We start from the raw sequence: 20,865 nt of genomic DNA on the forward strand, positions 1-20,865 counted from the left end.
AACGGAAGGAATGAATAAGATGAATCTGAATATTGGTGTGATTAAGGGAGACGGAATCGGTCCGGAGATCGTGACCGAGGCAATGAAAGTTCTGGACAAGACCGGAGAAATATATGGTTTCCGGTGTACATACGAGCAGCTTCTGATGGGAGGAGCATCGATCGATGTGCATGGAGTGCCGCTGACAGATGAGACGATTGCGAGAGCAAAGGCAAGTGATGCGGTTCTGATGGGATCGATCGGCGGGGATGCGAAGACATCTCCATGGTACCAGCTGGAACCATCAAAAAGACCGGAAGCCGGCCTGCTTAAGATTCGTAAAGCGCTGAATTTGTTTGCAAATCTGCGTCCGGCAGTTCTCTATGAAGAACTTGCAGCCGCTTGTCCTTTGAAAGAAGAGATAACAGAGGGCGGATTCGATCTGATGATCATGCGTGAACTGACCGGCGGATTGTATTTCGGAGAGAGAAAAACAGTTGAAGAAGAAGGAGTCAGAACAGCTTATGATTCTTTGACATATAATGAGAATGAAATACGCAGGATTGCCGTGAGAGCGTTTGATATAGCTATGAAGAGAAGAAAGAAAGTGACCAGCGTTGATAAAGCAAATGTACTGGATTCTTCCAGACTCTGGAGAAAGGTTGTCGAGGAAGTCGCGGCGGATTACCCGGAAGTGACGCTGGAACACATGCTGGTGGATAACTGTGCAATGCAGCTTGTAAGAGATCCGAAGCAGTTTGACGTCATTCTGACTGAGAACATGTTCGGTGATATTTTGTCGGATGAGGCCAGTATGGTAACCGGATCAATCGGAATGCTTGCGAGCGCAAGCCTGAATGAGACGAAGTTCGGTCTTTATGAACCGAGCGGTGGGTCCGCACCGGATATTGCCGGTAAGGGAATCGCGAATCCGATTGCGACGATTTTGTCTGCAGCAATGATGCTTCGGTTTAGCTTTGATCTTGACAAAGCAGCGGATGCAATTGAAGCAGCTGTTTCGCAGGTACTGAAGGACGGCTATCGTACCGGTGATATTATGTCGGAGGGATGCACGAAAGTCGGAACTGCACAGATGGGGGATTTGATCTGTGAACGGATTCATTAGGAAGTCTTGCTTGGCTGAAGTCAGTATAAAGCATACATAGAGGATATTCAGGAGGATACATAGAAATGAAAAGCGATAATGTTAAAAAAGGGATGCAACAGGCACCACATCGGTCCCTGTTCAACGCATTAGGATATACCAAAGAGGAGCTGGATCGTCCATTGGTCGGAATCGTCAGTTCTTACAATGAGATCGTTCCGGGACATATGAATCTGGATAAGATCGTGAACGCAGTAAAAATGGGAGTTGCCATGGCAGGAGGAACACCGGTTATGTTCCCGGCGATCGCTGTCTGCGATGGAATTGCGATGGGACATATCGGAATGAAATACTCTCTGGTAACCAGAGATCTGATTGCAGATTCCACCGAGGCAATGGCACTGGCTCATCAGTTTGATGCACTTGTTATGGTTCCGAACTGTGACAAGAATGTGCCCGGACTTCTGATGGCAGCAGCACGAATCAACGTGCCTACTATATTTGTCAGCGGTGGCCCGATGCTTGCCGGTCATGTAAAAGGCCAGAAGAGAAGCCTTTCCAGCATGTTTGAAGCAGTTGGTTCTTATGCTGCAGGCACGATGACAGAAGAAGATGTATGTGAATTTGAAAATAAAGTATGCCCGACCTGTGGTTCTTGCTCCGGTATGTATACCGCGAACAGTATGAACTGTCTGACAGAAGTACTCGGTATGGGACTTCCGGGCAATGGAACCATTCCGGCAGTTTATTCAGAGCGTATCCGTCTTGCAAAGCATGCAGGCATGCAGGTAATGGAACTTTACAGAAAGAATATCCGTCCGAGAGATATTATGACAAAAGAAGCGATCCTGAATGCCCTCACTGTAGATATGGCTTTGGGATGCTCTACCAACAGTATGCTGCATCTTCCGGCTATTGCTCATGAGATCGGCATGGATTTCGAGATCGATTTCGCAAACGGAATCAGTGCAAAGACTCCGAATCTTTGCCATCTTGCACCGGCAGGCCCGACTTATATGGAAGATCTGAATGAGGCCGGTGGTGTCTATGCAGTGATGAACGAATTGAATAAGAAGAACCTTCTGAATACAGAGTGTATGACCGTAACCGGTAAAACGGTGGGAGAAAATATTGCGGGATGTGTTAATAAGAATCCGGAAGTTATCCGTCCGATCGACAATCCATACAGCCAGACAGGCGGCCTTGCAGTATTGAAAGGAAATATCGCGCCGGACGGAAGTGTTGTAAAACGTTCGGCAGTTGTAGAAGAAATGCTCGTCCACGAAGGACCGGCCAGAGTATTTGAATGTGAAGAGGATGCAATCACAGCCATCAAGGGCGGACAGATTCATCCGGGAGATGTTGTCGTAATCCGTTATGTCGGACCGAAGGGTGGACCGGGTATGCCGGAAATGCTGAATCCGACTTCTGCAATCGCAGGAATGGGACTTGGCTCATCGGTTGCTCTTATCACCGACGGGCGTTTCAGCGGAGCTTCCAGAGGCGCATCTATCGGACATGTTTCGCCGGAAGCAGCAGTAGGCGGCCCAATTGCACTGATCGAAGAAGGAGATATCATTGAGATCGATATCCCGAATCTGAAACTGAATGTCAGAGTTTCGGATGAAGAACTGGCAGCGAGAAAAGAAAAATGGCAGCCGAGAGAACCGGAAGTTACAACCGGTTATCTTGCACGATATGCATCAATGGTAACATCCGGAAACCGCGGTGCGGTGCTGGAGATACCGCGTTAAGAATAAAGTACAAAGGGGAATGCACAACATGCGGTTAAATGGTTCTGAAATATTGATAGAATGTTTAAAAGAACAAGGCGTTGATACCGTTTTCGGATATCCGGGCGGGGCAATTTTGAATGTATATGACGAATTATATAAGCATAGTAATGAAATTAAGCACATTCTGACTTCTCACGAGCAGGGCGCGTCTCATGCAGCAGACGGTTATGCCCGCGCCACCGGAAAAGTCGGTGTATGTTTTGCAACAAGCGGTCCGGGAGCCACCAATCTGGTAACCGGAATCGCAACAGCATTTATGGATTCGATTCCAATCGTGGCTATCACATGTAATGTCGGGGTGCCGCTTCTTGGAAAAGACAGTTTCCAGGAAATTGATATCACTGGAATCACCATGCCAATCACAAAATATAATTTTATCGTGAAAGATGTCAATGAGCTTGCAAAGACGATCAGAAAAGCATTTGCCATCGCACAGTCAGGAAGACCGGGGCCGGTTCTGATCGATATCCCGAAGGATGTTACCGCAAACATGGCAGAGTATGAACCGATGAAGATCGAGCCGGTGAAGAAGTACAAAAAAGATATTTGTATGGAAGATGTAGAACAAGCGTTACAGATGATTCGTGAAGCTCAAAAGCCTTATATTTTCGTCGGAGGCGGGGCAATCCTCTCTGATGCAAGTGAGGAATTAAGAGCGTTTGTAGAGAAAGTTCAGGCGCCGGTATGTGATACTCTGATGGGAAAAGGAGCATTTCCGGGTACAGATGAACTGTATACAGGAATGCTTGGTATGCATGGAACCAAAACTTCGAATTTTGGTGTCAGCGGATGTGATCTTCTGATCGTAATCGGTGCGAGATTCTCAGATCGTGTTACAGGAAATGCAAAAAGATTTGCGGAAAAGGCCAAGATCCTTCAGATCGATATCGATGTAGCAGAGATGAACAAAAATGTTATGATTGATTGTGGTGTCGTAGGCGATATCAAGGAAGTACTTACCTTGATCAATGAGAGACTTCCGAAGCAGAATCATGATGAATGGATTCGGAAGATTCAGGAGTACAAACAGAAATATCCACTGACTTATCATCCGGATATTCTGACGGGACCTTTTGTTGTCGAAGAGATCTACAGACAGACAAAAGGGGAGGCACTGATCGTCACAGAGGTCGGACAGCATCAGATGTGGGCGGCACAGTATTATAAATATACCAAGCCGAGAACCCTGCTGACTTCCGGAGGACTTGGAACCATGGGATATGGACTTGGTGCATCCATTGGTGCCAAGATGGGATGCCCCGAGAAAACGGTTGTTAATATTGCGGGAGACGGCTGCTTTCGTATGAATATGAATGAGATCGCCACAGCTGCCAGATATCAGATTCCGATCATCCAGGTGGTAATCAATAATCACGTACTCGGAATGGTGCGTCAGTGGCAGAATCTGTTTTATGGTCAGCGTTATTCAGCGACGGTACTGAATGATGCAGTGGATTTTGTAAAACTTTCAGAAGCTATGGGAGCGAAGGCAATTCGCGCAACGACGAAGAAGGACTTTGAAGCCGCTTTTCAGTCGGCGCTTGCGTGTGACGGTCCGTTCGTAATAGATTGCCAGATTGATTGTGATGATAAGGTATGGCCGATGGTGGCACCTGGAGCTGCAATCAGCGAGGCGTTTGATGAAGGAGACCTGCAGGCAGAAAAACAAGAACAATAATTTTAAAGCAGGAATGGAGGAAAAGACTATGAAAAGAGTTTACAACTTTTCAGCAGGACCGGCAGTGCTGCCGGAAGAAGTGCTTAAAGAAGCAGCAGAGGAAATGCTGGATTACCAGGGAACAGGGATGTCCGTTATGGAGATGAGTCATCGTTCCAAAGCTTTTGAGAAAATTATCACAGAAGCGGAACAGGATCTTCGTGATCTTATGAATATTCCGGACAACTATAAAGTATTATTCTTACAGGGCGGAGCAAGCCAGCAGTTTGCAATGATTCCGATGAACCTGATGAAGAATAAGGTTGCTGATTACATTATCACAGGTCAGTGGGCGAAAAAGGCTGCCGCTGAAGCTGAGAAATACGGAAAGGTAAACCGTATCGCATCTTCTGCAGATAAGACATTCAGCTATATTCCGGATTGCTCTGATCTTCCGATTGACGACGATGCAGATTATGTTTATATCTGTGAGAATAACACAATTTACGGAACAAAATACAAAGAACTTCCGAACACCAAGGGAAAACTTCTGGTAGCTGATGTATCTTCCTGTTTCCTTTCTGAGCCGGTTGATGTGACAAAATACGGCATCATTTACGGTGGCGTTCAGAAAAATATCGGACCGGCAGGTACCGTAATTGTGATCATCAGAGAAGATCTGATTACAGAGGATGTTCTTCCGGGAACTCCGACCATGCTGCAGTATAAAACACATGCAGATGCGAAATCACTTTACAACACACCTCCGGCATATGGCATTTACATTTGCGGAAAAGTGTTCAAATGGCTCAAGAAGATGGGCGGTCTTGAAGTGATGAAAGAGCGCAATGAGAAGAAAGCGAAACTTCTCTATGATTATCTGGATCAGAGTAAGCTATTCAAGGGCACCGTTGAGAAGAAGGATCGGTCTCTTATGAACGTACCGTTCGTAACAGGCAGTGATGAACTGGATGCCAAATTCGTAAGAGAAGCAAAAGAAGCAGGCCTTGAGAACTTGAAAGGTCATCGTACAGTCGGCGGTATGCGTGCAAGTATCTACAACGCAATGCCGTACGAAGGCGTAGAAGCACTGGTTGCATTTATGAAAAAATTTGAGAAGGAGAATCTGTAGTTATGTATAAATATTATTGCTTAAATCCAATCTCAAATGTAGGTCTTGATAAATTCACAGATGAATATGCACCGGCAAGCGATGCAAAGGGAGCAGACGCCATTCTGGTAAGAAGTGCGGCAATGCATGAAATGGAATTTGACAAAAGCCTGAAGGCAATCGGCCGTGCAGGAGCCGGCGTAAATAATATCCCGTTGGAAAAATGTGCAGAACAGGGAATCGTCGTATTTAATACACCTGGAGCAAATGCGAACGGGGTAAAGGAACTTGTGATTGCAGGTCTTCTTCTTGCATCCCGTGATATCATCGGAGGTATTAACTGGGTTCAGGAGAATGAAGAAGATGGAAATATCGCAAAAGACGCCGAAAAAGCTAAGAAAGCTTTTGCGGGATGTGAGATCGAGGGCAAGAAGCTCGGAGTAATCGGACTTGGCGCAATCGGTGTTCTTGTTGCAAATGCGGCAACTAATCTCGGAATGGATGTTTACGGATATGATCCGTATGTTTCTGTAGATTCCGCATGGAGACTTTCCAGAAGCATTCATCATGCCAAAAGCGTAGATGAACTTTATAAAGAATGTGATTATATCACGATTCATGTACCGGCACTTCCGGATACCAAAGGCATGATTGATAAGAATGCGATCGATTTAATGAAAGATGGTGTTGTTGTGCTGAATTTCGCAAGAGATGTTCTTGTGAACAGTGAAGCGATGGTAGATGCTCTGATCAGTGGCAAAGTAAAGCGTTATGTGACCGATTTTCCAACACCGGAGATCGCAGGCGTGAAGAATGCGATCGTTATCCCACATCTGGGCGCTTCTACAGAGGAATCTGAAGACAACTGTGCGAAGATGGCTGTTCAGGAACTGAGAGATTTCCTTGAAAATGGAAATATCAAAAATTCTGTCAATTATCCGTCCTGTGATATGGGCGTGAAAGACAAGACCCGTATTACGATCATGCACAGAAATATTCCGAACATGATCGGTCAGTTTACCGCATTGCTTGCAAAAGACAATGTCAATATCGATGACATGACGAACAAGAACAGCGGTGCATATGCATACACTATGATGGATGTGGATTCTGAAGTCGGTGCTGAGGTTGTGGATGGACTGGAAGCAATCGAAGGAGTACTCAAAGTCAGAGTGATTGAATAGAGAAACGATAAGAATAACAGTGGGCTGCGCAGGATATGCGCAGCTCTTTTCGTGTGAAAGAAGAGTTCGGGCATATATTACAAATATTACAAATTCTACTCTGATTTTTAATATATCTTAAGAAAATCTTCCATTGTATACGAAGTTACTATGCCTTATAATGTAGATGAAAACAAGAAAAACATAGATATTGTGGGGTAATACGAATGAAGAAGAAAGACATGAGAAGGGCGCGTGCAAGAGCAAGAGCAGCCATAAAACGTAGAAATAAAAAGAAACACGGCAAAGTTTCCACAATCAGTATTCTGGGAGTACTGATGGTATGCCTGGTATCGGCATTACTGCTCAGCCATGGAGCTGTCGCAGGAGGACAGCAGGAAATACCGATTACGCTGAAGGTGGATGACATTTCTGTTGTGCAGGGAGAGGAAAGGCCGCTTCTTACAGCAAAAGCCAGCTGCGACGGAGATGTGGAGACGGTCCTGGATGAAGATACGGGGTATACGATCCAGGATCTTGTGGATGAGTTGAACCGTGGTATCGGCTTCACGCTGGAGTGCGATGGAGACGGAAGTACGGAAGGAAAGTTTCCAATCAAGGCAGAACTTACCAGTGAGATCACCACGCCGCTTTATGCAGAGTGGTTTGGTAAAGTGAAGGTTGATGTTGAGGATGGTGTCTTTGAAGTTAAGAACCAATACGGAGAATGGGATGACAGTCGATTCAAACGCTGGGACGGTACATATGTTGCAAATGATTTTATCACTTATCATGGCAGGACCTATTATTTTGGAGAGGACGGCAAGAAAGTAATTGGATGGCAGGAAATTGCTTCGGCCCGTTATTATTTCGATAAAAAGGGTGTCATGCAGACCGGCTGGTATGAAGAAGACGGCGCAAAATACTATTTTGACGATACGGGAATGATGACGGTCGGATGGCTGACACTGGATGATAATAAGTATTATTTTGATCAGGAAGGTAAGATGCTGACCGGAGAACAAAAAATCGGTGTGAGAAAATGCGTCTTTTCCGAAGACGGAGTTCTGGAATCTGAGGAAGGCGGCGTAGATCCGAACGCACCGATGGTTGCACTCACATTTGATGACGGACCGGGGCCAAGAACTGCTGAGCTGCTGGATGTTCTGGCGGAATATGATGCAAGAGCGACATTTTTCATGCTGGGAACTCAGGTGAGCAAGAATCCGGATACTGTGAAGAAAATGGCAGAGATCGGCTGTGAACTGGGCAATCACTCCTATGATCATACAAATCTGACGAATCTGGATGCAAATGGAATCCAGAAACAGATGAGTGACACGAACAATCAGCTCGTCGAAGCTTGTGGACAGAAAGCGACGGTCATGCGTCCTCCTTACGGTGCGATTAATGATACAGTTAAACAGAACGCAGGCTTGCCTATGATTCTGTGGTCTATAGATACTCTGGACTGGAAGACGAGGAATACGCAGTCCACGATCGACGCAGTTATGAATAATGTCCAGGACGGAGCTGTCATTCTGATGCATGATATTCATACACAGTCCATTGATGCGGCCATTGCATTGATTCCGAAGCTTCAGGAAGCCGGATATCAGCTTGTTACCATCAGTGAGATGGCAGAGGCGAAAGGAATCCAGATGGAAAATGGCGGAAAATATGGATTCTTCCAAAAAAGTGAATAAAAGGTGTTTGCAGTTTTCTAAAAATGTGGTATCATATAGCATAGTAACGCTTTACAGTGTGAAACTATAGAACGAGAGGTACAAAGAAATGGCATATGAAATAACAGGGCATACTGTCCTTACCGGCCTCCTTGGAAGTCCTGTGGCTCACAGTATTTCGCCAATGATGCACAACGAAGCATTCCGCCAACTGGGGCTGGACTATGCATACTTGGCATTTGATGTCGGGACAGATCATTTGAAGACTGCTGTGGAAGGTCTTAAAGTCATGGGAGTCAGGGGCTTTAACCTTACAATGCCGGATAAGAATCTGATGTGTAGTCTGGTTGATAAGCTTTCACCTGCTTCAGAAATCGGTGGGGCAGTGAATACAGTGGTAAATGATGACGGCGTGTTGACCGGATATACAACGGATGGAATCGGATTTATGCGATCAGTTAAGGAAGAAGGCATGGATATTATCGGGAAGAAGATGACACTTCTCGGAGCAGGAGGAGCTGCGGCCGCAATCATGATTCAGGCGGCACTGGACGGAGTGGCTGAGATCTCCGTATTCAATATCCGAGATGATTTCTTTACACGTGCAGAAGGTATTATGGAAAAATTGAGAGGGCAGACGGAATGTAAGCTAAATCTTTATGATTTCTCAGATCCGGAAGTTCTGAAGAGAGAGATCGCAGAGAGTGTCATCCTTGTAAACGGAACTTCCATCGGAATGGCACCGCGTACAGACCGCTGCATTATAACTGACGACAGTGTATTCCGGAAAGATCTGTTTGTCTTTGATGTGATTTATAATCCGGAGGAAACCCTTCTTCTTAAGAAGGCGAAAGCGGTCGGATGTCAGACAGCAAACGGTCTGAATATGCTCCTTTATCAGGGCGCGGCTTCTTTTGAACTCTGGACCGGGTGTGAGATGCCGGTTGACATCATCAAGGAAAAATATTTTAAACGTTAATTGACAAATCGGTTTGAATTGTGTATTATGGTTTATATGCTGATAAAATTGAATATTCTACTATCGAAATACGATGAAAAGAAGTAGTAGGTATAATGAAGTGTCACAGAGAGTCCTTGGCAGGTGCGATAAGGATACAACGAGTTATATTGAATTCCTCTTGGAGTAGAGTGCTGAATTACTGTAACAGTATTAGTAGGCATCTCCGGAAGCAGCCGTTATCTGCAAGGGTATAACCGGAATAAAGGCGTACCTGTCGAGGCAGTTGCTGTGAAGTAACTGTGAAATGAGGTGGAACCACGAAGTATGATTACTCTCGTCCTCTGTATGTGCAGAAGACGGGAGTTTTTTTATTACCATTGACTCAATAGGAAACTTCGTTTCTGCAAAAGTACGCTTCCCGGTGGGAGCATGTTTTTCAAAATCTTAAGCGACAGAAAGGAAAAAGACTATGATTATTGTATTAAAACCAAGAACAACAGAAGAAAATATTTTGCGAGTAGAAAACATGGTGCGCGCGAGAGGGCTCGAGACGCATACAGTCCGTGGTGAAGAGCTTACCATTATCGGATGTATCGGCGATACGGTCCGCGTTGACCCGCGGCTTTTTGAAGTGGATAAAAGCGTAGAAAAAGTTATGCATGTGCAGGAACCGTATAAACTGGCGAACAGAGCATTTCATCCGGAAGATACGATCGTTGATGTTGCAGGTGTTAAGGTCGGCGGAGGCCATATGGCACTGATCGCCGGACCCTGCTCTGTAGAAAGTGAAGAACAGGTGATCGAGATCGCTAAGGCGGCTAAAGAATCCGGTGCAAATATGCTCCGCGGTGGGGCGTTCAAGCCGAGAACCAGTCCATATTCTTTCCAGGGAATGGGACTTGCGGGGCTGGATATCCTTTGCAAAGCAAGAGAAGTAACCGGCCTTCCAATCGTAACGGAACTGATGTCTGCAGAGTATCTGGATTTATTTGATGAAAAAGTAGATTTGATCCAGATTGGTGCAAGAAATATGCAGAATTTTGATCTCTTGAAACAGCTTGGTAAAACAAAGAAACCGATTCTTCTGAAGAGAGGGCTGAATGCAACATATGAAGAGTGGATCATGTCGGCAGAATACATTATGTCATCCGGCAACCCGAACGTAATTCTGTGCGAAAGAGGTGTACGTACATTCGAAAGCTACACCAGAAACACACTGGATTTACAGGCAATTCCGGTAATCAGACGTTTGAGTCATCTTCCGATCATCGTGGATCCGAGCCACGCAGGCGGAAAATGGTGGCTGGTAGAACCGATGTCCAAAGCAGCGGTTGCAGCAGGGGCAGATGGTCTTATGATCGAAGTACACAACAATCCGGAGTGTGCGCTCTGCGATGGAGGACAGTCTTTGAAACCGGCGAAATATGATACCCTGTTGAAAGAGATCCGTCAGATTGCAGAAGTTGTAGGTAAGAAAATGTAATTGACAGGAGGATAGAACATGAGTGAACCAGGTATCAAAATGGTCGTTGATTTAAAAGAACATAGTTATCCGATATATATAGAAAGGGGAATTATGGGTCAGGCTGCCGAACGGATCAAAGAAGTATATCATGGCAGAAAAGTGATGATCATCTCGGATGACAGTGTGTACGCTTATTATGGAGAGGCAATTAAGAAAGAACTCTCAGGAAGTTTTGAATGCTATGAAACAATCATTCCTCATGGCGAACCGTCTAAAAGTTTTCAGACCCTTCCGAGGGTATACAGTTCACTTCTGAAGGCGAAGATTACCAGAACGGATCTGATTGTGGCACTCGGCGGTGGGGTGACCGGTGATCTGGCAGGATTTGTGGCAGCAACTTTCTTAAGAGGAATTCAATTTGTCCAGATCCCGACTTCCATATTGGCACAGGTGGATTCGTCTGTAGGAGGAAAAGTGGCAGTTGATCTTCCGGAGGGAAAGAACCTGGTTGGCGCATTTTACCAGCCGAAAATGGTTCTGATCGATCCGGATGTACTGGACACTCTTCCGGAACGCTATGTAACCGATGGAATGGGAGAGGTCATTAAATACGGATGCATCAAGGACGCAGAATTATTTGCAAAACTAGAAGAGTACGGCTCTTTCGAGAATCTGAAGGCGCATTTAACCGACGTGATCGCGACTTGTGTAAACATTAAAAGAGTGGTCGTGGAAGAAGACGAATTTGACATGGGAGAACGGATTCTTCTGAATTTCGGGCATACGCTGGCACATACGATTGAGCAGTATTATCACTATGAGAGAGAAAGCCACGGAGAAGCGGTTGCTATCGGAATGTATCAGATCACCAAGATCGCGGAGGAGAAGGGGCTTACGAAAACGGGGGAGGCCGAGAGAATCAAGAATGTCCTGAAGGCTTATGGACTTCCGACAGAAGCGCATCTTCCGCTTCCGGAATTGATCGAGGCAATGAAGCTGGATAAGAAAACAATGGGAAATAAATTGAAGGTCGTGCTGCTTCACGAGATCGGAGATGCTTATGCATATCCGACGAGCATAGAATTTTTCGCGGGAGACCGTCAGGTATAAAAAAAGAGTTCCGAAAGGAACTCTTTTTAAAATCGTGAATTTATTTCTGGTTCGCCATGCGCCCCTCAAGAAGATCGTGAATCTTGTCGGTCGGGTTCAGAACGGAGCTGATCGGGATGTCATGATTCAGAGAATCGATGATCAGTGCGAGGAACTTGCTCATGTCTGCTTTGATAAAGTACGGCTTTGAGTTAAGTTCAGGCGGAAGATACGTCAGGTTGGTCGTGATCAATCCATCCATATAGCCTTTTTCGTAGTATTTGTCGAATTTTCCGAGACCTTCCGTGAAAAGACCGAAGGTGGTGCAAACATATACACGTGCGGCGCCGCGGTCTTTGAGCTGCTTGGTTACATCCAACATACTTTCTCCGGATGAGATCATATCATCGACGATGATGACCGTTCTTCCATGAACATCATCCCCGAGAAACTCATGCGCTACAATTGGGTTTTTCCCATTTACAACGGTTGAATAATCGCGTCGTTTGTAGAACATTCCCATATCTACACCGAGTACATTGGAAAAGTATACGGCTCTGCCCATTGCACCCTCGTCCGGGCTGATGATCATCAGATGCTCCTTGTCGACAGCAAGGTCAGGTACAGCCTTAAGAAGTGCTTTCATAAACTGGTAAGCAGGTGAGAAGTTGTCGAATCCCTTCAATGCGATTGCGTTCTGGACTCTCGGGTCATGTGCATCGAAGGTGATGATGTTGGAAACGCCCATCTGAACCAGCTCATCCAGTGCCATGGCACAGTCAAGGGATTCTCTCTTGGTACGCTTGTGCTGCCTGCTCTCATAGAGAAACGGCATGATCACGTTGATGCGGTGTGCTTTACCGGTACATGCGGCGATCACACGCTTCAAATCCTGGAAATGATCATCCGGTGACATATGGTTCAGATGTCCGTTCACGGTATAAGTAAGGCTGTAGTTGCAGACATCGACCATAATGAATAAGTCTTTTCCGCGGACACTTTCTCCGATGACGGCTTTGGCTTCCCCAGTACCAAAACGCGGACAGTTGTGTTCTGTCAGATACGTGTCAGCTTCGTAAGAAGAAAAAATCGCAGGATCCAGAAAATCATGAAGAGATTCCTTACGAAAAGAGACAATATAATTGTCTACCTTCTTTGCGAGCGGCTCGCAGCTCTTTAAAGCGATAATCTTAAGCGGTGCGATCGGCAGCGCTTTTTCCATAAATTCTATATTTGTCATATGTGCCTCCTGTATTCGAATGTCGCTCATTTCTCCTACTCATTTATACCATTATTTTAGAACTATGGCAAGAAAGAGCTGTAAAAAATTGCAATTTTCGCGGAAATCTAGTATGATAAGAAAGAATAGAAAATGGGGAGCTTTTAATTTTATGAAGCATGAGCATATTATAAAGAGTGTAGAAGAAGGAAGCATTGCCTGGGAAATGGGGATCGAACCGGGAGACAGGCTGCTTCAGATTAACGGAAGTATCATAGAAGATGTATTTGATTATCACTATTATACGAACGATGAAGAACTTCTTATTCTGATCCAGAAGGAAAATGGAGAGGAATGGGAGCTTGAGATTGAAAAAGATTATGATGAAGATCTGGGAATCGAGTTTGAACAGGGTCTGATGGATGAGTACCGTTCCTGCAGGAACAAGTGCATGTTCTGTTTTATCGACCAGATGCCGAAGGGGATGCGGGACACCCTGTATTTTAAAGATGATGATTCCAGACTTTCTTTCCTCCAGGGAAATTATATTACGTTGACAAATATGAGCGATCATGATATACAGCGTATCGTGGATTATCATCTGGAACCGATCAATGTTTCGATTCATACAACGAATCCAGAGCTTCGCTGTAAGATGCTGCATAACCGCTTTGCGGGAGATGCGCTGAAGAAGATTCAGATTTTATACGACGGCGGAATCACGATGAACGGGCAGATCGTATTGTGTAAAGGGATCAACGACGGAGAAGAGCTGGAGAGAAGTATCCGGGATATGACGAAATGGCTTCCGAATCTTCAGAGCGTATCGGTTGTTCCGGTGGGACTTACGAAGTTCCGTGACGGGCTCTATCCGCTGGAGCCGTTTACAAAAGAAGATGCAAAGGAAGTACTTGGCATCATTCACAAGTGGCAGAAAAAGATTTATGAAGAATACGGAATACATTTTATCCATGCCGGAGACGAATGGTATTTGCTGGCGGAGGAGGAACTTCCGGAAGAGGAGCGGTATGACGGATATTTACAGCTGGAGAACGGGGTAGGTATGCTGCGCCTTCTTCTGAATGAATTTGAGGAAGCATATGAGCCGCTTGCAGGTGATGGAAGAGAGATCCATCTGTCCATGGCGACGGGCAAACTGGCCTATCCGTATCTGAAGGAGATGCTGGAACGGCTGAAGGCGAAGTACCCGAATCTGAATGTGAATCTGTTTGAGATCCGCAATGATTTCTTCGGGGAGCGGATCACCGTTGCAGGACTGATCACCGGACAGGATCTGATCGCACAGCTTAAGGGGCAGGATCTGGGAGATGCGCTTCTTCTCCCGTGCAGTATGTTGCGGAGCGGAGAGGAAGTATTTCTGGATGATGTGACCGTGACGGAATTATCGGATGCTTTACAAGTTCCGATAGATATTGTAAAATCAAGCGGTCAGGATTTTATAGAAGCAGTATTACAGCAAACGAAAGGGGCAAGATTATGAGTAAACCTGTAGTTGCCATTGTGGGGCGTCCGAATGTGGGAAAATCAACGCTGTTCAACGCATTGGCAGGAGAGAAGATAGCAATTGTGAAAGATACGCCGGGGGTGACCCGGGATCGTATTTACGCCGAGGTAAACTGGCTGGATAAAGATTTTACACTGATTGATACGGGAGGTATTGAACCGGAGAGCAGGGATGTGATCCTTGCCCAGATGCGGGAACAGGCGCAGATTGCGATCGACACGGCAGACGTGATCCTGTTCATGACTGATGTGAAGCAGGGATTGGTAGATGCGGATTCGAAGGTGGCAGACATGCTCAGACGGTCGCACAAGCCGGTGATCCTCGTTGTGAATAAAGTAGATAATTTCCAGAAAATGATGCCGGATGTTTATGAATTCTATAATCTGGGCATCGGTGATCCAATGCCGATTTCAGCGGCAGAGCGGATCGGAATCGGGGATATGCTGGACAAGGTACTGGAGCATTTCCCGGAAAGAAGCGGGACAGAAGAGGAGGACGAGCGTCCGAGAATCGCGATCGTAGGAAAGCCGAACGTTGGGAAATCTTCCATTATCAATAAGCTGATCGGGGAAGACCGGGTGATCGTATCGGATATTGCAGGAACGACGCGAGATGCCATCGATACGGATATTGTGCATAACGGAAGAGAATATGTTTTTATCGACACCGCCGGACTTCGCAGAAAGAATAAGATCAAGGAAGAGCTGGAGCGCTACAGTATCATTCGTACTGTGACTGCGGTAGAGAGGGCGGATGTGGTCCTCATTGTGATCGATGCGGTGGAAGGTGTGACTGAACAGGATGCAAAGATTGCAGGAATCGCACATGACCGTGGTAAGGGGGTTATCATTGTAGTAAATAAATGGGATGCCATTGAGAAAAATGACAAGACCGTGAAGGAATATGAGCAGAAGATCCGTATGGTTCTCTCCTTCATGCCTTATGCAGAAATCATGTATGTCTCAGCCAAAACGGGACAGAGACTTCCGAAACTGTTTGATATGATCGATATGGTCATCGAAAATCAGACACTCCGTATTGCAACCGGTGTTCTGAATGAGATCATGACTGAGGCCGTTGCGCTTCAGCAGCCCCCGTCAGATAAAGGAAAACGACTGAAACTGTATTACATTACCCAGGTCGCTGTAAAGCCGCCGACATTTGTCATCTTTGTAAATGATAAAGAACTGATGCATTTTTCGTATACACGTTATCTGGAAAACAGAATTCGCGAGGCCTTCGGCTTCAAGGGAACTTCGCTGAAATTCTTTATACGTGAGAGAAAGGAGAAGGATCAGTAGGATGGAACGGCTTATTTGTTTGGGAATAGGATATGTGTTTGGATTGTTTCAGACTGGATATATTTACGGGAGAATGCATGGAATGGATATCCGCAAGCATGGAAGCGGAAATGCGGGTTCCACCAATGCACTCAGAACAATGGGTGTTAAGGCAGGCGCGATCACTCTTTTGGGGGATTGTTTTAAATGTGTGATCGCTGTGCTGGTAGTCCGGGGAATCTTCGCAAGCCGGTGTCCGGAAATCCTGCCGCTCCTTTCACTGTATGCCGGATTCGGAGCAGTACTTGGGCACAACTATCCGTTTTATCTCGGATTTAAGGGAGGAAAGGGAATTGCGGCTACGGCTGGTATGATCCTTGTGACGGATCTTAGAATGGCTGCGGTATGTCTTGTGGTTTTTGTGGTGATCGTAGCGGTTACAAGATATGTTTCTTTAGGGTCACTTGTAGTTACGGTACTGTTTCTGGCAGGACTTGTGATCTGTGGACAGATGGGGGAGTTTGGAATGGCGCAGAACTATCTTTTTGAAATGTATGGGGTAGGGCTGTTGTTTACACTATCAGCTTTCTTCCAGCACAGAGCGAATATTAAGAGACTTCGGGAAGGAACAGAGAATAAAATCGGCCTGAAGAAGAAAGAAGCATAGAAAAAGATTAGGAGAATGACAATGAAGAAGATTGGAATTATGGGTGCAGGAAGCTGGGGAACTGCTCTGGCAATTTTACTTTCAAATAATGGACATGATGTGACGGTCTGGTCGATCGACAAAAATGAGGTTGAGATGTTGTCCGAAAAAAGAGAACATACATCCAAACTTCCGGGAGTTGTGATTCCGGATCATATCGTGTTTACCAATGACATTCAGGATGGAATTCTGGAGAAAGATGTAGTCGTGCTGGCGGTGCCGTCACCGTTTACCAGAAGTACAGCGCGTTCTATGAAACCATTTGTGAAGGAAGGACAGATTCTTGTTAATGTAGCGAAAGGAATCGAAGAGAGCACACTTATGACCTTAAGTGAGCAGATTGAAGAAGAAATACCACAGGCAAATGTAGCGGTACTTTCAGGCCCGAGTCATGCAGAAGAAGTTGGACGCAAACTTCCGACGACGGTAGTTGTGGGCGCAAAGAAAAGAGAGACTGCCGAATATCTGCAGAGCATTTTCATGAGCGAAGTGTTCCGAGTTTATACCAGCCCGGACATTCTGGGCATTGAGCTGGGTGGTTCGCTGAAAAATGTCATCGCTCTGGCAGCCGGAATTGCGGACGGTCTCGGCTATGGCGATAATACAAAAGCAGCCCTGATCACGCGTGGAATCGCAGAGATCTCACGGCTTGGAGTGAAAATGGGCGGTAAGATTGAATCATTTACCGGTCTGACCGGAATCGGAGATTTGATCGTGACCTGCGCCAGTGTACACAGTCGCAATCGAAAGGCTGGCTATCTGATCGGGCAGGGCAAGACCATGCAGGAAGCGATGGATGAAGTGCAGATGGTTGTAGAAGGCGTTTATTCTGCGAAGGCAGCGAAGAAACTTGCAGAGAAATATGAGGTCTCCATGCCGATTGTAGAGGAAGTGAACCGCATCTTGTTTGAGGGAAAGAAAGCAGAAGAAGCGGTACGGGAACTGATGCTGCGTGATGGAAGAATCGAACATCCGGCACTTCCATGGGAAGAATAGAAAAAACGATACTATAGGAGGCGTATGTTTACGAAAGACAGAAGCAGGGAAGAGGATGAGAGAGTACGCGGGGAGATCGTGAGAGTCAAACCGGATTATAGAGCGGGACTTACAGAGGAACAGGTAAGAACACGTGTGGAAAATGGATGGACGAACGAGGAAGTGGCGCCGCCAGCATTGACGACAAAAGAGATTATTCATAAAAATGTATTTACGTATTTTAACTTGATTTTTCTGGTGTTGGCGATCCTCCTTTGTATTGTCGGATCGTTCCGTAATCTGACATTTCTTCCGGTCATTATCGCAAATACAATGATCGGAATCATTCAGGAGATCCGTGCAAAAAGGGTCCTTGAAAAGCTGAACATGCTAAATGCTCCGCATGCGGAGGTGGTACGGGACGGAAATGTGCGGAAAATTGATGCGATTGATCTTGTAATCGATGACATCGTCATTTTCGGCGCGGGCAACCAGATCTGTGCGGACGCAGTGGTGGAAGAGGGAGAAGTCAGGGTCAATGAATCCCTTCTTACCGGAGAATCGGACGAGATTACCAAGCGTCGGGGAGACACGCTGCTTTCAGGAAGTTTCATTGTATCCGGAAAATGCCATGCCAGACTGACCAGTGTGGGAGAAGATTCTTATATTTCCAGGCTGACTCTGGAAGCCGGAGCCATGCCGGAAGGGGAACAGTCTGAGATGATGCGTTCTCTCGACCGGCTGGTTAAAGTTGTGGGAATCGCTCTGATCCCGATCGGGATCGTGCTTTTTGTTCAGGGCTTCTTCTTTAACGGGGAGAGTTTCCGGGAAAGCATTGTATCGATGGTTGCAGCCGTGATTGGAATGATTCCGGAAGGTCTGTATCTTCTTGCAAGTGTGGCAATGGTTGTGAGTGCCATGCGGCTTGCAAAGAAACGAGTACTGCTTCATGATATGAAGAGTATCGAGACTCTTGCCAGGGTCGATGTGCTTTGTGTGGATAAGACCGGAACAATCACGGAAAACAGCATGTGTGTGAATAAGGTCGTGAGAGCGAAGGGGTATGAGGAAGAAACTATGCCGCCGCTTGAAGAGATGATCGGGGATTTTGTGAAAGAGATGGAGGCAGACAACGCCACCATGGCTGCTCTGAAAGAATTCTTTAAAGAGAATTCCGGGAAGAAACCGGACAAAGTCATCCCGTTTTCTTCCACTGTGAAGTATAGTGGTGTCATTTACGGAGAAGATGCCTATGTGCTCGGAGCACCTGAATTCGTTCTGAGAAAGATGTTTTCAGAACATCAGGATAAGATTAATCAATTTGCAGAAAAAGGCTACCGGGTTCTTGTTTTTGCAAAATATGATGGAATTCCGGATGGAAAAGCGTTGACCGGAGAGGCAAATCCGCTGGGATATATTCTGCTTCTGAATAAAGTCCGCAAAGAGGCGCCTTCAACGTTTGCATTTTTTGAACAGCAGGGTGTTGAGATCAAAGTGATTTCCGGTGATAATCCACTGACCGTCTCTGAGACAGCAAAGCAGGCAGGAATTCGGAACGCAGAGCGCTATATTGATGCACGGGAACTAAAGACTGAGGAAGAACTGGAAGAAGCTGCCCGGAATTATACCGTATTCGGAAGAGTTGTGCCGGAACAGAAACGCCAGCTTGTGCATGCGTTGAAACGTCAGGGACGTACGGTCGCGATGACCGGGGACGGTGTCAATGACGTACTGGCACTGAAAGATGCGGACTGTTCAGTTGCGATGGCTTCCGGAAGTGATGCGGCGGCACAGGCTTCCCAGGTTGTTCTTCTGGAATCTGATTTTTCCAAAATGCCGGAAGTTGTACTGGAAGGGCGTAGAGTCGTCAATAATATTCAGAGATCGGCCAGTCTGTTTCTGGTGAAGAATATTTTTTCTTTCCTCTTATCGCTGTTCTCTCTGGCTTTCATGATTACGTATCCGCTGGAACCGTCACAGGTTTCGTTGATCACGATGTACACCATTGGTATCCCTGCATTTTTCCTGGCACTTCAGCCGAACAAGGATATCATACGGGGACATTTCTTGACGAATGTGGTTCTGAAGGCGCTTCCTGCCGGACTTACGGATGTGATCGCGGTCGGTGCACTGGTCGTGTTCGGGCAGACATTCGATGTTCCTGCATCGGATATTTCTACAGCAGCGACGATGCTGCTGGCAATTGTCGGATTTATGATTCTTTACCGGATCTGTCAGCCGATGAATCTTTTCAGAAGGGTGATCTGGATAGGATGTGTCGTCGGAATGCTCGGCTGCAGCATTTTCCTTCCTGATTTATTCGCAATCACGGGAATGTCTACGAAATGTATCATGCTGTTTGTAGTCTTCTCCATTGCGACAGAACCGGTGCTGCGCTATCTCACACGGTTTGTGGAGTGGATCAGAGAAGGCTATATCCGGCTGTTTAAGAATCCGGAGAAAAAGAGGGTGTAATGAATCAGACATTTTTGATTTTGACAATATTGGGAATGGTGTTTTTTGGATCAATATATGGAGGCCTGAAAGGAAAAATCGGCAATGGGGTGCTGGTATTCAAAGCGCTTGCCACTCTGATGCCGGTCCTGGCGGCCTTTGCAGGAGTGCGTGCAAATAACAGTATGTCTGGCTGGCTGATGGTCGGGGGAGCAGTTCTTTGCATGGTGGCAGACGTGCTGCTTGAGCTGGTCCTTTTGGCAGGCGTGGCTGTGTTTGCATTAGCTCACCTTTTATTCATTGCAGGATATGCATGCCGTTATGGGATGGAATGGTATACGCTTATTCTTTTTGCTACAGGATATTTGATATTTTTTGTTGGACTTGGAAAGTATCTACCTGAAGCAAAGAAGATGAACCGGAAGAAAATGGTTCCCGATGCAGTTTATCTCACCGGCGCGGCCATATATCCTGCATTTCTCTGTGGAACAGCAGCTATGGCTTTGTCCGGGCTGATTAAAAGTGGATTTTCATTAAGTGCAATACCGGGGGCTATTGGTGGAGTATGTTTTATGATTTCCGATTATATTTTGGCCTGGAGGACATTTACGAAAAGAAAAGAGAGAAAATACAGTCTGATCCTGTTAATATTTTATTATAGTGCGGTGTATTTGCTGGTATGCTGATAAAGTTGT

At 46.0% G+C, this 20,865-nt stretch carries 16 protein-coding genes and 1 other annotated feature; of the genes, 15 read left to right on the top strand and 1 reads right to left on the bottom strand.

The window, feature by feature from the left end; translation table 11 throughout:
- Positions 1–19 precede the first annotated feature (19 nt).
- From leuB to aroB, 9 genes are all read left to right on the top strand, one after another.
- The gene (gene leuB, locus ACTNA4_RS00610; RefSeq protein ID WP_427806488.1) at positions 20–1,105 is read left to right on the top strand and encodes a 3-isopropylmalate dehydrogenase; all 1,086 of its coding nucleotides are present in this window, start codon (positions 20–22) and stop codon (positions 1,103–1,105) included.
- Positions 1,106–1,170: 65 nt separating this feature from the next.
- Positions 1,171–2,838 (top strand): dihydroxy-acid dehydratase, encoded by a 1,668-nt coding sequence (gene ilvD, locus ACTNA4_RS00615; protein ID WP_427806436.1) that lies wholly within the window; start codon positions 1,171–1,173, stop codon positions 2,836–2,838.
- Between the two features lie 28 nt (positions 2,839–2,866).
- The gene (gene ilvB / locus ACTNA4_RS00620) at positions 2,867–4,558 is read left to right on the top strand and encodes a biosynthetic-type acetolactate synthase large subunit (protein ID WP_427819127.1); all 1,692 of its coding nucleotides are present in this window, start codon (positions 2,867–2,869) and stop codon (positions 4,556–4,558) included.
- Between the two features lie 28 nt (positions 4,559–4,586).
- Positions 4,587–5,669, top strand: coding sequence for a 3-phosphoserine/phosphohydroxythreonine transaminase (gene serC, locus ACTNA4_RS00625; protein ID WP_427806434.1), 1,083 nt, complete (start codon positions 4,587–4,589; stop codon positions 5,667–5,669).
- A gap of 2 nt (positions 5,670–5,671) precedes the next feature.
- Positions 5,672–6,832 carry a phosphoglycerate dehydrogenase gene (locus tag ACTNA4_RS00630; RefSeq protein ID WP_427806433.1) on the top strand — a complete coding sequence of 387 codons (1,161 nt, stop codon included), beginning with the start codon at positions 5,672–5,674 and terminating at the stop codon, positions 6,830–6,832.
- A 206-nt stretch (positions 6,833–7,038) separates the two neighbouring features.
- Positions 7,039–8,517 (top strand): polysaccharide deacetylase family protein, encoded by a 1,479-nt coding sequence (locus ACTNA4_RS00635; protein ID WP_441015910.1) that lies wholly within the window; start codon positions 7,039–7,041, stop codon positions 8,515–8,517.
- An 88-nt stretch (positions 8,518–8,605) separates the two neighbouring features.
- Complete coding sequence (locus ACTNA4_RS00640; RefSeq protein ID WP_427806430.1) at positions 8,606–9,475, top strand: shikimate dehydrogenase; 870 nt, start codon at positions 8,606–8,608, stop codon at positions 9,473–9,475.
- A gap of 64 nt (positions 9,476–9,539) precedes the next feature.
- Positions 9,540–9,802: a binding site (T-box leader), on the top strand.
- Between the two features lie 124 nt (positions 9,803–9,926).
- Positions 9,927–10,940 carry a 3-deoxy-7-phosphoheptulonate synthase gene (gene aroF, locus ACTNA4_RS00645; protein ID WP_427806429.1) on the top strand — a complete coding sequence of 338 codons (1,014 nt, stop codon included), beginning with the start codon at positions 9,927–9,929 and terminating at the stop codon, positions 10,938–10,940.
- A gap of 33 nt (positions 10,941–10,973) precedes the next feature.
- A complete protein-coding gene (gene aroB / locus ACTNA4_RS00650) occupies positions 10,974–12,032 on the top strand; it encodes a 3-dehydroquinate synthase (protein WP_441016015.1) in 1,059 nt (352 codons plus the stop codon).
- A 40-nt stretch (positions 12,033–12,072) separates the two neighbouring features.
- On the opposite strand, the gene ACTNA4_RS00655 is transcribed toward aroB, so the two are convergent.
- On the bottom strand, positions 12,073–13,251 hold the full coding sequence (locus tag ACTNA4_RS00655) for a ribose-phosphate pyrophosphokinase (protein ID WP_427819131.1): 1,179 nt from the start codon (positions 13,249–13,251) through the stop codon (positions 12,073–12,075).
- A 112-nt stretch (positions 13,252–13,363) separates the two neighbouring features.
- Here ACTNA4_RS00655 and ACTNA4_RS00660 point away from each other — a divergent pair, with 112 nt between their 5' ends.
- Genes ACTNA4_RS00660 through ACTNA4_RS00685 form a run of 6 tightly spaced genes read left to right on the top strand, consistent with a single transcriptional unit; the run spans position 13,364 to position 20,856 of the window.
- Positions 13,364–14,731: a DUF512 domain-containing protein gene (locus ACTNA4_RS00660; protein WP_441024491.1), complete on the top strand. Its 1,368-nt coding sequence runs from the start codon at positions 13,364–13,366 to the stop codon at positions 14,729–14,731.
- Positions 14,728–16,056 carry a ribosome biogenesis GTPase Der gene (der, locus tag ACTNA4_RS00665; RefSeq protein ID WP_427806423.1) on the top strand — a complete coding sequence of 443 codons (1,329 nt, stop codon included), beginning with the start codon at positions 14,728–14,730 and terminating at the stop codon, positions 16,054–16,056. Before ACTNA4_RS00660 ends, der begins: the two co-directional genes overlap by 4 nt.
- A gap of 1 nt (position 16,057) precedes the next feature.
- Entirely contained in the window at positions 16,058–16,702 is a 645-nt protein-coding gene (plsY, locus tag ACTNA4_RS00670) for a glycerol-3-phosphate 1-O-acyltransferase PlsY (protein ID WP_427806422.1), read from the top strand.
- Positions 16,703–16,723: 21 nt separating this feature from the next.
- Positions 16,724–17,737 (top strand): NAD(P)H-dependent glycerol-3-phosphate dehydrogenase, encoded by a 1,014-nt coding sequence (locus tag ACTNA4_RS00675; RefSeq protein WP_427806421.1) that lies wholly within the window; start codon positions 16,724–16,726, stop codon positions 17,735–17,737.
- Positions 17,738–17,761: 24 nt separating this feature from the next.
- On the top strand, positions 17,762–20,191 hold the full coding sequence (locus ACTNA4_RS00680) for a cation-translocating P-type ATPase (RefSeq protein ID WP_427819138.1): 2,430 nt from the start codon (positions 17,762–17,764) through the stop codon (positions 20,189–20,191).
- Positions 20,191–20,856, top strand: coding sequence for a lysoplasmalogenase family protein (locus tag ACTNA4_RS00685; protein ID WP_427806419.1), 666 nt, complete (start codon positions 20,191–20,193; stop codon positions 20,854–20,856). The genes ACTNA4_RS00680 and ACTNA4_RS00685 overlap by 1 nt, the downstream gene beginning before the upstream one ends.
- The last annotated feature ends 9 nt before the right edge of the window (positions 20,857–20,865 follow it).

Source organism: Bariatricus sp. HCP28S3_A7, assembly GCF_052066375.1.
Lineage (GTDB): Bacteria > Bacillota > Clostridia > Lachnospirales > Lachnospiraceae > Allocoprococcus.